At 63.0% G+C, this 13,361-nt stretch carries 17 protein-coding genes; 9 read left to right on the top strand and 8 right to left on the bottom strand.

Annotation, left to right across the window (positions count from 1 at the left end):
- Positions 1-6: 6 nt before the first annotated feature.
- The 4 genes from NR193_RS11230 to NR193_RS11215 are packed head-to-tail and all read right to left on the bottom strand — an operon-like array spanning position 7 to position 3,104.
- Entirely contained in the window at positions 7-345 is a 339-nt protein-coding gene (locus NR193_RS11230) for an XdhC family protein (protein ID WP_091578308.1), read from the bottom strand.
- 45 nt (positions 346-390) lie between these two features.
- Positions 391-1,641 carry a VWA domain-containing protein gene (locus NR193_RS11225; protein WP_256750904.1) on the bottom strand — a complete coding sequence of 417 codons (1,251 nt, stop codon included), beginning with the start codon at positions 1,639-1,641 and terminating at the stop codon, positions 391-393.
- Between the two features lie 9 nt (positions 1,642-1,650).
- On the bottom strand, positions 1,651-2,580 hold the full coding sequence (locus NR193_RS11220; protein WP_091578306.1) for a MoxR family ATPase: 930 nt from the start codon (positions 2,578-2,580) through the stop codon (positions 1,651-1,653).
- Complete coding sequence (locus NR193_RS11215) at positions 2,577-3,104, bottom strand: flavin reductase (protein ID WP_256750903.1); 528 nt, start codon at positions 3,102-3,104, stop codon at positions 2,577-2,579. The genes NR193_RS11220 and NR193_RS11215 overlap by 4 nt, the downstream gene beginning before the upstream one ends.
- A gap of 180 nt (positions 3,105-3,284) precedes the next feature.
- Here NR193_RS11215 and NR193_RS11210 point away from each other — a divergent pair, with 180 nt between their 5' ends.
- Together NR193_RS11210 and NR193_RS11205 are read left to right on the top strand one after the other, a co-directional pair.
- Positions 3,285-4,358, top strand: coding sequence for a branched-chain amino acid ABC transporter substrate-binding protein (locus NR193_RS11210; protein WP_256750902.1), 1,074 nt, complete (start codon positions 3,285-3,287; stop codon positions 4,356-4,358).
- Entirely contained in the window at positions 4,358-5,383 is a 1,026-nt protein-coding gene (locus NR193_RS11205; protein WP_256750901.1) for a P1 family peptidase, read from the top strand. Before NR193_RS11210 ends, NR193_RS11205 begins: the two co-directional genes overlap by 1 nt.
- 9 nt (positions 5,384-5,392) lie before the next feature.
- Here NR193_RS11205 and NR193_RS11200 read toward each other — a convergent pair whose 3' ends face one another.
- Complete coding sequence (locus NR193_RS11200; protein ID WP_256750900.1) at positions 5,393-5,647, bottom strand: DUF2171 domain-containing protein; 255 nt, start codon at positions 5,645-5,647, stop codon at positions 5,393-5,395.
- A 137-nt stretch (positions 5,648-5,784) separates the two neighbouring features.
- Here NR193_RS11200 and NR193_RS11195 point away from each other — a divergent pair, with 137 nt between their 5' ends.
- The 3 genes from NR193_RS11195 to purB are packed head-to-tail and all read left to right on the top strand — an operon-like array spanning position 5,785 to position 8,386.
- Positions 5,785-6,510, top strand: coding sequence for a DUF2259 domain-containing protein (locus NR193_RS11195; protein ID WP_256750899.1), 726 nt, complete (start codon positions 5,785-5,787; stop codon positions 6,508-6,510).
- Positions 6,507-7,019, top strand: a complete 513-nt coding sequence (locus tag NR193_RS11190; RefSeq protein ID WP_256750898.1) for a hypothetical protein — start codon at positions 6,507-6,509, stop codon at positions 7,017-7,019. The genes NR193_RS11195 and NR193_RS11190 overlap by 4 nt, the downstream gene beginning before the upstream one ends.
- A 59-nt stretch (positions 7,020-7,078) precedes the next feature.
- A complete protein-coding gene (gene purB, locus NR193_RS11185) occupies positions 7,079-8,386 on the top strand; it encodes an adenylosuccinate lyase (RefSeq protein ID WP_256750897.1) in 1,308 nt (435 codons plus the stop codon).
- Between the two features lie 78 nt (positions 8,387-8,464).
- Here the strand turns inward: purB and NR193_RS11180 are convergent, their stop codons facing one another.
- On the bottom strand, positions 8,465-9,277 hold the full coding sequence (locus tag NR193_RS11180) for a VOC family protein (RefSeq protein ID WP_256750896.1): 813 nt from the start codon (positions 9,275-9,277) through the stop codon (positions 8,465-8,467).
- Positions 9,278-9,527: 250 nt separating this feature from the next.
- Between NR193_RS11180 and NR193_RS11175 the strand changes: the two genes are divergently transcribed.
- A complete protein-coding gene (locus NR193_RS11175; protein WP_256751025.1) occupies positions 9,528-10,082 on the top strand; it encodes an alpha/beta hydrolase in 555 nt (184 codons plus the stop codon).
- Positions 10,083-10,106: 24 nt separating this feature from the next.
- Here the strand turns inward: NR193_RS11175 and NR193_RS11170 are convergent, their stop codons facing one another.
- A complete protein-coding gene (locus tag NR193_RS11170) occupies positions 10,107-10,880 on the bottom strand; it encodes an HpcH/HpaI aldolase/citrate lyase family protein (RefSeq protein WP_256750895.1) in 774 nt (257 codons plus the stop codon).
- Positions 10,881-10,989: 109 nt separating this feature from the next.
- Positions 10,990-11,310: a DUF1476 domain-containing protein gene (locus NR193_RS11165; protein WP_027028128.1), complete on the bottom strand. Its 321-nt coding sequence runs from the start codon at positions 11,308-11,310 to the stop codon at positions 10,990-10,992.
- Between the two features lie 274 nt (positions 11,311-11,584).
- On the opposite strand from NR193_RS11165, the gene purC reads away from it, so the two are divergent.
- From purC to purQ, 3 genes are read left to right on the top strand one after another with little or no spacing between them, the layout of a single operon-like run.
- Positions 11,585-12,379, top strand: coding sequence for a phosphoribosylaminoimidazolesuccinocarboxamide synthase (gene purC / locus NR193_RS11160; RefSeq protein WP_256750894.1), 795 nt, complete (start codon positions 11,585-11,587; stop codon positions 12,377-12,379).
- 43 nt (positions 12,380-12,422) lie between these two features.
- Positions 12,423-12,665, top strand: coding sequence for a phosphoribosylformylglycinamidine synthase subunit PurS (gene purS / locus NR193_RS11155; protein WP_023810342.1), 243 nt, complete (start codon positions 12,423-12,425; stop codon positions 12,663-12,665).
- A 1-nt stretch (position 12,666) separates the two neighbouring features.
- Complete coding sequence (purQ, locus tag NR193_RS11150) at positions 12,667-13,335, top strand: phosphoribosylformylglycinamidine synthase subunit PurQ (RefSeq protein WP_256750893.1); 669 nt, start codon at positions 12,667-12,669, stop codon at positions 13,333-13,335.
- Positions 13,336-13,361 lie beyond the last annotated feature (26 nt).

The raw sequence follows: 13,361 nt of genomic DNA, 5'->3' as shown, positions 1-13,361 counted from the left end.
CGCAGATCAGCCCAGTCTTTCCACGTACACCTTGATGCGGCCGCCACAGGACAGGCCGACCTGCCAGGCGGTTTCATCGGCAACACCAAATTCCAGCATCCTGGCCTTGCCGCTGTCGATCACGTCGATCGCTTCGGTCACCACCGCGCCTTCGACGCAACCGCCCGAAACAGAGCCGTGGAAATTACCGTCGGCGTCGATGACCAGATGGCTGCCCACAGGGCGAGGCGCCGACCCCCAGGTCTCGACCACCGTGGCGATGGCCACGTCCTTGCCGTCCTTCATCCAGCCCTCGGCTATGACAAGTGGGTCGCGGGCTTCATCGAGATAGATGCTGTTTTCCATGACCGTTTCTCTAAGAGTCTGTTTTTCGGGTAAGGAAAGATATGGCTACGCGGCGTGCCTCGCGCCAGCTTCCATCCATCGACGCGGATCGACTGAAAGCACCGACTTCTTGTCTAGCGATGCGCAGAGATCGGCCAGCGCGTCGAGGTTGTGCACCGAGCGGAATTCATCGACATGCGGCAGCATCGCCTTGACGCCGCGGGCACGTGCCTGGAAACCGTCAAAGCGCAGCAGCGGGTTCAGCCAGATCAGCCGCCGGCAGGATTTGTGCAGGCGCTCCATTTCCTCCGACAGACCGGCGACATCGTCGCGCTCCAGCCCGTCGGTGATCAGAAGCACCACCGCGCCCTGCCCCAGCACGCGCCGCGACCATAGCCGGTTGAACTCGGCCAGCGTGTCACCGATGCGCGTGCCGCCCGACCAATCCTTCACCGCTGCCGAGCAATCGGCAAGTGCTGCATCGGGATCACGGTGACGCATCTGCCGGGTCAGGTTGGTCAGCCTGGTGCCGAAGACGAACGTGTGCACGCGCCGGCGCTTTTCGGTCAGCGCATGCAGGAAATGCAGGAAGATGCGCGTGTATTGGCTCATCGAGCCGGAAATGTCGGCCAGCACCACCAGCGGCGGGTGAACTTCGCGCGGTGAGCGGTATTTCGGCAGGATCAAGTCGCCGCCGGTTCGCGCCGCCGAGCGCATCATGGCGCGCGGGTCGATGCGGCGGCCATGCGCGTCGGCCTTGAAACGCCGGGTCCTCACCATGTCGAAGGGCAAACGCAACCGGGCGATCGCCTTCCTGGCATCCGCCATCTCGGCGGCGTTCATCTGGGCAAAATCCTTGCCGCGCAGCACTTCGTTGCCGGAGAAGGTGAAGCGGGCATCAACCTCGATCTCCGGGATTTCCTGGGCCGGCTGGTTCTTCTGATGGCCCTCGAACATCGCCTGGCTGACGCGATTCTCGGCGGCGCGCGGTTTCTGCTTCTCCCTGACGTCAGGCGCCACCGGCGAAAACATCGCCAGCATCTTTTCGATCAGTTCGCGCGACTTCCAGAACAGCCGGAAGGCCTCATCGAAAATGGCGTGATCCTCGTGCCGCGAAACAAGCACGGCGTGCAGCGTCCAGTAGAAATCGTCGCGTGAGCCGATGCCGGCAACCAGCACCGCCTCGATGGCGTCCTTGACCGAAGCCGGTCCGACCCGCATGCCGGCCTTGCGCAAGGTGCGGGCGAAATAGACGATGTTGTCGGCGATACGTCCGTCCGGCCGGGCTTCCTTGGGTTCGGGGCGAGACACCGGCATGGCCCTTCCCTACTCCGCCGCCGAAAGCTCGGCCTTCACCTCGTTGAGGATGCGCCGGCCTTCGCCCTGTTCGATACGGGCAATGTCGTCCTGGTATTTCAACAGCACGCCGATCGTGTCGGACACGGTTTCCGGATCGAGCGCCACCTTGTCGAGTTCGGTCAGTGCGCCGGCCCAGTCGATTGTCTCGGCGACACCCGGTACCTTGAACAGCTCGATCTGACGCAGCTTCTGGATGAAGGAAACCACCTCGGCCGAAAGCCGCTGGTTGGCTTGCGGCACCTTTCGGCGCACGATCTCCAGTTCGCGCTCGGCGTTGGGATAGTCGACCCAGTGATAGAGACAGCGCCGTTTCAGCGCGTCGTGGATCTCGCGGGTGCGGTTGGTGGTGATGATGACGATCGGCGGCTCTTCCGCCTTGATGGTGCCGAGTTCGGGCACCGTTACCTGGAAGTCGGACAGGATTTCCAGCAGGAAGGCTTCGAAGGCCTCGTCGGTACGATCCAGCTCATCGATCAGGAAGACCGGAGCAGCACCAGCCTTGCCGGTCAGCGCATCGAGCACCGGACGACGGATCAGGTATTTTTCGGAGAAGACGTTGCGCTCCATGTCGGAGCGATCGACCTTGCCCGCCGCCTCCTCCATGCGGATTTCGATCATTTGCGCGGCGTAATTCCACTCGTAGACGGCGGACGAGACATCGAGGCCTTCATAGCACTGCAGGCGGATCAGCCGGCGGCCAAGCGCCTGCGCCAGCACCTTGGCGATTTCGGTCTTGCCGACGCCGGCCTCGCCCTCGAGGAACAGCGGCCGTTTCATGCGCAGCGACAGGAAAAGCACGGTCGCCAGCGACCGGTCCGCCACATAGTCCGCACCGGTCAGGAGATCGAGTGTCTCGTCGATCGTCCGCGGCGCGGCGCGCGGTTTCAGCTCGCTCATTCTTTCTCCGTGAACGCCGCCGCTCCGCTTTCCAGAACGTGGTAGCCGCGGGCGTGGTAGATCAGCGGCCGCAAATTATCGCCCATACGCAGACCTGTCACCTTGCCAAAAAGCACACGATGGGTGGCCAGATCCTTGGTGTCGATCAGTTCGCAGTCGAAAACGGCGAGCGCACCCTTCAGCGTTGGCGCGCCGGTCGAGATCACGTCCCATTCGCCGAGCGCAAAACGCTCCTCCACCGACAGTCCGGTGATACCCGAAAAGCCAACCGACAGTGGCTCCTGGTGCGACGCCAGCGTGTTCAAGGCAAATCTGCCGTTCTTCACGAACAGCTCATTCTTGGCATTTTCGCGGTTGAGACAGACCAGAATGGTCGGCGGCGTGTCCGACACCGAACAGGCCGCGATGACCGTCGTACCACGCTTGCCGGCTGGCCCGTCCGTGGTAACCACATGGACGTGGCCGGCAAAATGGCTCATCGCGTCGCGATAGGCCTGCGGCCCAATGTCGTTCTTCTTCAGCACCGGAAATTTTCCACAGCCAGAACCCTACCGCTATATATGGCGACATACGACATGCCACAAGCGAAGTGCTTGGCCCATCTACTGAAATTCGCGTGTTGCACCAAGGCCAGCCAGCCTTTAGGTCTTGGCGGGAATTGGCGCCGGCGAAATGTCGCCAGCTGGGAGGAACTCTTCAACAGGATGCGATCCGGGGCAACGATATCTGCCGCACTGGTCTGGCTGTTCCTGGCCAGCGCCGCCAGCGCCCAGACGCTGCTGGTCGGCGTCGCCGCACCCTTGTCCGGACCATCGGCGATCCTCGGCAAGCAGATCGAGGCCGGCACCGGCCTGGCGGCCGAAGCGAATGGCGTCGAGCTCAAGATCACGGATGATGCCTGTACCGCCGATGGCGGCAGCGCCGCGGCGAAGGAATTCGCGGCGGCCAAGGTCAATGTCGTGGTCGGCTTTCTCTGCACCGATGCGATCGAGGCGGCGATGCCAATCCTGAAGGATGCCAACATTCCGGTCATTACGGTTGGCGTGCGAACCGAAAGCCTGACCGACCGCCGCGCCAAGACCGGCTGGCCGGTCTATCGCCTCGGGCCACGCGGCGACGATGAGCGCAACGCCGTCGCCTCGGCCCTCACCCGTCTATGGCAGAACGAGTTGTTCGCCGTCATCGACGACGGCACCATCTATGGTCGCGAGATCGCCGAGACGCTGCGGGCGGCGGCCGAGCAGGCGGCGCTGAAGCCGGTGTTCGTCGACACGTTCCGGCCACAGCTCGACAACCAGATCGGGATGGTTGGCCGGCTGAAGAAGGCCGGCGCGACGCATGTCTTCGCCGGCGGCGACGGCGAGGACATCGCCATCATGGGCCGCGATGCCGCGCAACTCTCTGCCGGCATCGTCTTTGCCGGCGGCGAGAATCTGCGCACTCCACCCGGCGACGTTCCATATGCCACCGGCACGCTGATGATCGCCCCGCCTGAATGGGCCGATGTCGCCGATCCAAAAGTGCTGGAAAGCTTCTCTGGGCGAAAAATCGTGCCGGACGGCTACACGCTGCCGGCCTATGCGGCGATCGAGATCGCCAAGGCGGCATCAAGCTTGTCCGAAACCTCGGGCAAGCCGCTGACCGAAGCCCTGACCGGACAGGATTTCACCACTGCGATCGGGCCGGTCCGCTTCGACGCGAAAGGCGACCTCAGCAAGAGCCCTTATCGCGTCTTCCGCTTCGATGGCACGCGTTTCGTACCCTTGGAAAGCAACTGATGTTTCGCACCGGTCCGCGCAATCTGATCACGGACGTTGCCGGCCTGCGCGTCGGCAATGCTTCCGATGCGAGGCTGAAATCCGGCGTCACGACCATCCTTTGCGATGAACCGGCAGTGGCCGGGGTGCAAATCCTGGGCGGCGCGCCGGGCACCCGCGAAACCGATCTGCTGGAACCGCACAATTCGGTCGAGGCGGTCCATGCCGTGGTGCTTTCGGGCGGTTCGGCTTTCGGCCTCGACGCGGCGTCCGGCGTGCAGGCGGCTCTGCGTGAACGCGGCATCGGTTTCGAGGTGGGCGGCTTCCGCGTGCCGATCGTGCCGGCGGCGATCCTGTTCGACCTGCGCAATGGCGGCGACAAGGATTGGGGCCGCTATCCACCCTATCGCGACCTCGGCTATGAAGCAGCACAAACCGCCACCGCCGATTTCCAGTTCGGCACGATCGGCGCCGGCACCGGCGCATTGACCGCGGGACTGAAGGGTGGCCTCGGCTCGGCCTCGACGCTGCTGGAAAGCGGCGTCACGGTCGGGGCACTGGCGGCCGTCAATCCGACCGGCTCGGTGACCGTCGGCCGAACCCGTTATTTCTGGGCGGCTCCGTTCGAAATCGGTGACGAATTCGGCGGACTTGGCTACCCCTCGCCAATGCCGGATGACGCCAAAAAGATCCTGCTGAAATTCCGCGACAAGGATGTCGCAAGACAGATGGACACTGGCGGCAGCACCACCGTCGCCGTCATTGCCACGGACGCGGTTCTCACCAAGGCCGCCGCGAAACGCCTGGCGATATCAGCGCATGACGGCTTCGTGCGCGCCATCTGGCCGACACATACGCCAGCCGATGGCGACCTCGTGTTCGCGCTGGCAACCGGCCAGAGTGGCATAGAACTCACCGCGGACGCGGCAATCGATCTCTATGCCGCGGCCGGAGCGACGATGGCGCGCGCCATCAGCCGCGGCGTCCACGCGGCGAGGCCAGCCGACGGCGACCTTTTTCCCGTCTGGGCGTCGCGCCTGGGGTGAAGTGGTCGATCAGACCGGATCGGACTTTTCTTCCTCGAACGTCACCGCGACATCCGAATTCGCGGACAACCACACCTTCTTGCCATCGACCTCGGCAACGAGGCTGAGGGGAATGTAGTGGTGATGGCCCCTGTGGGCGCCCTCGCCGCTGTCGACCTTGGTCAGTTTGATGCGCTTGCCGTCGACCTTGTCGACGGTGCCGACATGCACGCCATCGGCGCCGACGACTTCCATATGCTCACGAATTTTGCTGGTGTCGGTCATGGTGGTTCTCCATTGGGACTGCCGACAATAACAAATGACGGGCCGATTGGATGCATCTGCTTTCAGACCGCACGACGTTTTGATTCCGTCGTGGTAGGGGGATTGCAACGATCATCGGCTGCCGGAGTGACGAACCGATGCGAATGCTTTTTCCGTTTGCCGTTTTCCTGCTTGCGCAGTTTGCGATGTCGATCGCCGCCCATGCCGGCGACGTCGCCGAGCTGGAGATCCTCGGTTTCACCAGGGATGGGGGCGTGTTCGCCTTCGAGGAATACGGCGTGCAGGACGGGTCTGGCTTCCCCTACGCCAACCGCTACTACATCGACACCAGCACCGACAGTTTTCTCAAGGGCACCCCGATCCGGGTCCGGCTCGACGACGAGAATGCCAAGCTCGACGCGGCGCGCCTTCAGGCACGGCAGAAAGGCGAGGCCATTGTCAGCGAGGCGGAGTTGACCGCCAACAGGGGCATCACCGCAGGTTTCAACCCGGTGACCGAGCTTTCGGCCGATCCGCACCGGATGGCAGTCAATCCACGCCCGATCTTTTCGCCGGTCGACCCACCACTCGAGTTTCGGCTCGACGAGATCGGCATGAACAACACTGAAGGCTGTGAGAGCCAGGGCGAGATCAATGGCTTCCGGCTGCTGCGCACCGTGGCGCAGGATGGCGGCGCGACCAAGCTGCTGCACGAGGACAAGTCGATCCCCAAGAGCCGGGGATGCCCGAACGGCTACCGGATCGGCGCGGTGCAGACGTTTTCAATGGACAATCTCAGCGCTTATGCGGTGCTGATCGCGGTGCGCCAATATGGCTTCGAGGGGCCGGACTTTCGCTGGATCGCGGTGACTGGCCGCCTGTGACACCGCACGCCGCCATCCCCAGTCGCGCCCCGAACTACATCCGCCGCGCCTTGCCAGGGTGGCGCACAGCGCTTTGCGGCGCCTTGTTGTGGGCCATGACGATGGGCGCCAGCGTGCTCGTCAACCTGGACGCCTGGGAGACGCCGGAGAAAATCCGCACCGTGTCGTTGCTGTTTGCAGGTGGCGGAGCCCTCGCCTTTCCGGTTGGCCTGCTCGCGGCACGGCTGGTCTCGCTCGGAAAGCACTGGGAGGTCGCCTTCGCGGCGGCATTCGTGTGCCTTGCCGCGGCGACCATCGGCCTGACTGGCGGACTGTTTGCCCTGCAATACCGCTCCTACTATGCCGAATGGCATGAGCCCGCTTTCACCCTCACCTGGGCCATCCAGTTCGTCTTCACGACGCTGGTGGCGCTCTACCAGTTCGTGGTGCTGGGCATCCGGCTGTTTTTTCCGATTGGTTTCGTCGCCTTGTTTGCCGCGAGCGTCTGGTTTGCGCGGCAGCAGCGTTGAGCATTTTGTCTGCCTCTGTTAGGACGCGGGCAAACCCCTCGACACGTCAGGACTGACCGATGATCCCACGCTATTCCAGACCGGAAATGGTCGCCATCTGGTCGCCGGAAACCCGGTTCCGCATCTGGTTCGAGATCGAGGCCCATGCCTGCGACGCGCTGGCCGAGCTCGGTGTCATTCCGAAAGAGGCCGCGAAAACCATCTGGGAAAAAGGCGGCGCGGCAAAGTTCGACGTCGCGGCCATCGACGAGATCGAACGCGTTACCAAGCATGACGTCATCGCCTTCCTCACCCACCTTGCCGAATTCGTCGGACCGGACGCCCGCTTCATCCACCAGGGCATGACCTCGTCGGACGTTCTCGACACCTGCTTTGCCGTGCAGCTCACCCGGGCCAGCGACATCCTGCTCGCCGACATCGATGGCCTGCTTGCTGCGCTCAAGCGCCGAGCCTTCGAGCACAAGGACACCGTCACCATCGGCCGCAGCCACGGCATCCACGCCGAGCCGACGACCTTCGGCATCAAGCTGGCGCAAGCCTATGCCGAATTCTCGCGCTGCCGCGAACGGCTGGTGCATGCGCGTGAGGACATTGCCACCTGCGCGATTTCCGGCGCGGTCGGCACCTTCGCCAACATCGAACCCTATGTCGAGGAACACGTCGCGGCAAAGCTCGGGCTCAAACCGGAGCCGGTGTCGACGCAGGTGATCCCGCGCGACCGCCATGCCATGTTCTTCGCCACGCTCGGCGTCATCGCCTCGTCGATCGAGCGGCTGGCGATCGAAATCCGCCACCTGCAGCGCACCGAAGTGCTCGAGGCGGAAGAGTATTTCTCGCCGGGCCAAAAAGGCTCGTCGGCGATGCCGCACAAGCGCAACCCGGTGCTGACGGAAAACCTCACCGGCCTTGCCCGCATGGTGCGGTCCATGGCGCTGCCGGCGATGGAGAATGTGGCGCTCTGGCACGAGCGCGATATTTCGCACTCCTCGGTCGAGCGCATGATCGGACCGGACGCCACCGTGACGCTCGATTTCGCTTTGTCACGGCTGACCAGTGTCGTCGACAAGCTGCTCGTCTATCCCGAGAACATGCTGAAGAACATGAACAAGTTCCGCGGCCTGGTGCATTCGCAGCGCGTGATGCTGGCGCTGACGCAGGCCGGCCTGTCGCGGGAAGACTCCTACCGGCTGGTGCAGCGCAACGCCATGAAGGTGTGGGAGCAAGGCGCTGATTTTCTTGAAGAACTGCTGGCCGACAAGGAAGTAACCGCTGCCTTGCCAGAAGCCGAGATCCGCGAGAAATTCGACTTGGGCTACCACACCAAGCATGTCGGCACGATCTTCAAGCGGGTGTTTGGGGAAGCTTGAGCCACCCCAACATAAAAAAGAGGCCCGCCCCGGCCACTGGCCGGCGGGCCTCTTTCGCTTGGCGTTGCCGGTGCCTGCTCAGGCCTTGCCGGGAACAGTCCTGATCACCGTGCCCCACGGGTCCTCGCGGGTCGTTTCGCCGGTTACATTGTCCGAACGCATCTCGACCCAGGCAAGGCCCGAGCGAGCGGCGTCGCGGCGGCCTGCGCCGGCGCTCTGCCAGGCATTGGCGCCGATGTGGTGGTGATAACCGCCCGACGACAGGAACACCGCCTGGCCACCATATTTCGCCACCGTGTCAAAGCCGAATTCCTTGTTCCACCAGGCTTCGGCGTCTTCCGGCCTGCCAACGCGCAGGTGGACATGGCCGACAATGCTGTTTTCCGGCGCCCCTTGCCAACCGGCGTCACCCGCCGGCACTTCGGCAACGACGGCCGGGATGTTCAGCCGCTCCGTCGCCATGGCCACCTTGTCGCCATTCCATTTCCAGTCCTGCGGGCGGCGATCTGAATAGATCTCGATGCCATTGCCTTCCGGGTCTGTCATGTACAGCGCTTCGCTGACCAGATGGTCGGAGGCGCCATCGATGGCGATCTTGTTGGCGATGGCATGGTTGATCCAGCGACCGAGATCCGCGCGGCTGGGCAGCAGGAATGCGGTGTGGAACAGGCCGGCGCTGCGCGGATCGTCGGGCTTCGCCGAAGGATCCGGCTCAAGGACGAGCAACGGCCGGTTGGCGGCGCCCAGTGTGATAGCGCCGTCGGCACGGCTAAGCTCCTGCAGTCCGACGACTTTGCGATAATAGGCGGCCAGACTTTCGGCGTCGCGCGCCTTCAACCCGACGCGGGCAACGCTGACCGGGGTGGTGGCGGCAAAAGGCAATTCGCTCATCAAAATGCTCCGTTCGGCCGGTCCGCGGTGAAACTCCCAAGGCCAAGAGCCCCGCGCCGCCAAATCATACGTCGTGTCGGTCCCAAAAATCGGGGTTTTCGCACACGGCTGTTTCTTTTCCTTACGACAGATCGTCCATCGGCATCGTTCACACAAGATGGCAAGAAGCGAACATCGTGTTCACCATTGTGATCAAGAGCGCAGCCTGATGACCGTTGCACGAAGCGGCGTCGCTCGCTATCTCAGCGCCATGAAGGTCAAGGAAGCAGATATTCTCATCGTGCCGGGCTATACCAACTCCGGCCCCGATCATTGGCAAAGCCGCTGGCAGTCGAAATTGTCAACGGCGCGCAGGGTCGAACAGGCGGAGTGGTCGAAGCCGGTGCGCGACGACTGGACGGCGAGCGTGGCCAAGGCTGTCAACGAGGCCGAGCGACCGGTTGTCATCGTCGCTCACTCGCTCGGTGTCGCTGCCGCGGTGCAAGCCATTCCGCAATTCAAGAAGACGGTTGCAGGAGCCTTTTTCGTGGCACCGCCCGACGTCGCCAATCCCGATATGCGGCCCAGGCACCTGATGACCTTCGGCCCTTACCCGCGCGAGCCGCTGCCGTTTCCTTCCCTGGTGATCGCCAGCCGCAACGACCCGTTCTGCGCGTTCGATGTCGCCGAGGACATTGCCGGCGCGTGGGGTTCACTGTTCATCGACGCCGGCGAGACCGGTCATCTCAACGCGGATTCGGGCTTCGGGCCGTGGCCCGAAGGCTCGATGACCTTCGCCAAGTTCCTGACGGATCTAAAGGCCTGAGTTGCTTGACCACGGCTCCCTCGCTCAGGAGCCGATCGAATCCCTGACGCTGTTCAGCAGGGTTTTGGCACCGAGCCCGATCAGAGCGTGTTCGGAGCCCATGGCCAGCAGCCGGTAGCCCATCGACACGACGCGGCCGGCGATCGCCGGCTCGACAACATAGATCGCGGCGTGCTTGCCGGCCTTGCGAGTGCGCTCGGCGACCGAGGCGACGGTCTCCATCATGCTTTCCAGCGTTGAATTGACCGTGGCGCCGTTGCTCCACGCGATCGAGAAATCGGATGGCCCGAGGAAGATTCCGTCGATGCCCGGCGTGTCGAGGATGCCGTCGAGCGCGTCGAGAGCCGCGCGGGTCTCGACCATGGCGAAGGCCATGGTGCGCTGATTGGCGTCGCGCAGCCATTCGGCCTGGTCGCCTTTGCCATGGCGCGGAAAGGCATAGGTCGGCCCCCAAGAGCGCTCGCCGAGCGGCGGATATTTCATGGCGGCGGCGAACAGCTTCGCATCGGCCACCGAATTCACCATCGGCGCAATGACGGCCTCGGCGCCGAAATCGAGCGCGCGGCTTGCCATATCGAAGCGGCCGACGGGAATGCGCACCAGCGCCGGTTTGCCTGTGGCGAGCACGGGCACGAGGCCGCGCAAGACGCTGTCCTCGTGGTGGCCGCCATGCTGCATGTCGAGCGTGACGGCATCAAAACCCTGCTTGGCGACGATCTCGACAGTCAAGGCATCCGGCACGCCGGACCATGCGGTGAACAGCGTTTCGTCGGCTGCAAGACGGGACTTCAGGGACATCTAATCTTTCCTTTGTTAGCGTCGGCAGTTTCAGCCGGAAACCGCTGCAAAGGCAAAGAAAAACCGCCCGGATAGGCCGGGCGGTCGATTGGTCCAGCGTGTGGTTGGATCAGGTGTTCTTGATCTGCTCGATCGCCTGCGCCATCAGTTCGTCCATGGTGCGGCGGATCTGATGGTCCGACTGGTCGACCCCGGCCGCATCGAAATCCTTGCGGATCTTGCGGAACACGTCGTGGTCGCCGGCTTCCTCGATGTCGGAAACAACCACTTCCTTGGCATAGGCATCGGCATCAGCGCCCGACTTTCCGAGTTTTTCGGCGGCCCACAGGCCGAGCGCCTTGTTGCGGCGCGCCGCGGCCTTGAACCGAAGTTCCTCGTCGAATGCGAATTTGCGCTCAAAGCCCTCTTCGCGGTCCTTCATGCTGCTCATGGCATCCCTCCGATGGAAATCGATTCGCTGGTGATGATCTATATGTGTTGACGAAGCACAAACCAAAAGGTCGCGAGCCGGTCAATACGCTTCGTCGCATGCTGCGCTGCGGCATTTCGGTCCCGAAAGCGGTTGATTGGAAGGATTTGCCGATTGAGCAAATGGTGTGATTGGGATAGACCCGGCATTGAACCCTACCGTAGCCGCACTATTTCAGGCAGACGGACAGGAAATGGTCGCTTGCCGCCTGTCCGGAAATCCAGAGAAAAATCAGATGAAAAATCGCCGCCGCATTTATGAAGGCAAGGCCAAGATCCTCTATGAGGGACCCGAGCCGGGTACGCTCATCCAGTTCTTCAAGGACGACGCAACCGCGTTCAACAAGAAGAAACATGAGGTCGTCGACGGCAAGGGGGTGCTCAACAACCGTATTTCCGAGCACATCTTCAACCACCTCAACCGCATGGGCATTCCGACCCACTTCATCCGCCGGCTCAACATGCGCGAGCAGTTGATCAAGGAAGTCGAGATCATTCCGCTCGAAGTGGTGGTGCGCAATGTCGCCGCCGGCTCGCTGTCCAAGCGCCTCGGCATCGAGGAAGGCACCGTCTTGCCGCGCTCGATCATCGAATTCTACTACAAGGCCGACGCGCTCGACGATCCGATGGTGTCGGAAGAGCACATAACCGCGTTCGGCTGGGCGAGCCCGCAGGAGATCGACGACGTCATGGCGCTTGCCATCCGCGTCAACGACTTCCTCTCCGGCCTGTTCATGGGCGTCGGCATCCAGCTCGTCGACTTCAAGATCGAGTGCGGCCGGCTGTTCGAGGGCGACATGATGCGTATCGTCGTTGCCGACGAGATCTCGCCGGACTCCTGCCGCCTGTGGGACGTGGCGACGCATGACAAGCTCGACAAGGATCGTTTCCGCCGCGACATGGGCGGCCTGGTCGAAGCTTACCAGGAAGTTGCCCGTCGCCTTGGAATCATGAACGAGAACGAGCCCGTGCGCCCCACGGGTCCGGTGCTCGTCGCCTCGACCGAAGGCGTCAAAGGCAAGCCGCACTGATAGCGGCTTGCGCCCCGATACCCAGAACAGGAGCATGTCCAGCGTGATCAAGGCCCGCATTACCGTCACCCTCAAGAACGGCGTTCTCGACCCGCAAGGCAAGGCGATAGAGCACGCGCTGTCCGGGCTGGGCTTCGGCGGCGTCGGCGCGGTGCGGCAGGGCAAGGTGTTCGACGTCGAACTGGCCGAAAGCGACAAGGCCAAGGCAGAGGCCGACCTGAAGGCCATGTGCGACAAGCTCCTGGCGAATACGGTGATTGAGAATTACGCGGTGGAGATTGCCTAACGTGAAATCAGCCGTCGTCCTTCTTCCTGGCCTCAACCGTGACCGCGACATGATCGCGGCGCTGACCAAGATTTCGGGAAAACCGCCGGTCACCGTCTGGCAGACCGACACCGAAATCCCCGATGTCGACCTGATCACCATTCCGGGCGGCTTTTCCTTCGGCGATTATCTGCGCTGCGGCGCGATCGCCGCGCGCATGCCGGTCATGCGGGCGGTTGCCGAAAAGGCGGCCAAGGGCGTGATGGTCATCGGTGTCTGCAACGGCTTCCAGATCCTGGTCGAGGCTGGCCTGCTGCCTGGCGCCTTGATGCGCAACACTTCACTGAAATTCGTCTGCCGGCAGGTCAAGCTGCAGATCGCCAACGCCAACACCATGTTCACCCGCCGCTATCAGCCGGGCCAGATCATCCGCTCGCCGGTCGCGCATCACGACGGCAACTACTTCGCCGACGCCGAGACGCTTGCCCGTCTCGAAGGCGAAGGCCAAGTGGTGTTCCGTTACGCCGAAGGCACCAATCCGAACGGCTCGATCAACGACATCGCCGGCATCATCAACGAGCGCGGCAATGTGCTTGGCCTGATGCCGCATCCGGAAAACCTGATCGAAGCAGCCCATGGCGGCAACGACGGCCGCGCGCTGTTCGAAAGTGCCCTCGGCATTGCCGCCTGACATCATCGAGGCGTACGCCTTGAAAA

It is taken from the genome of Mesorhizobium sp. Mes31 (assembly GCF_024519675.1).
Taxonomy (GTDB): domain Bacteria; phylum Pseudomonadota; class Alphaproteobacteria; order Rhizobiales; family Rhizobiaceae; genus Mesorhizobium.
The sequence above is the reverse complement of the archived record's forward strand: the minus strand, read 5'-3'. Positions and strand labels throughout refer to the sequence as shown.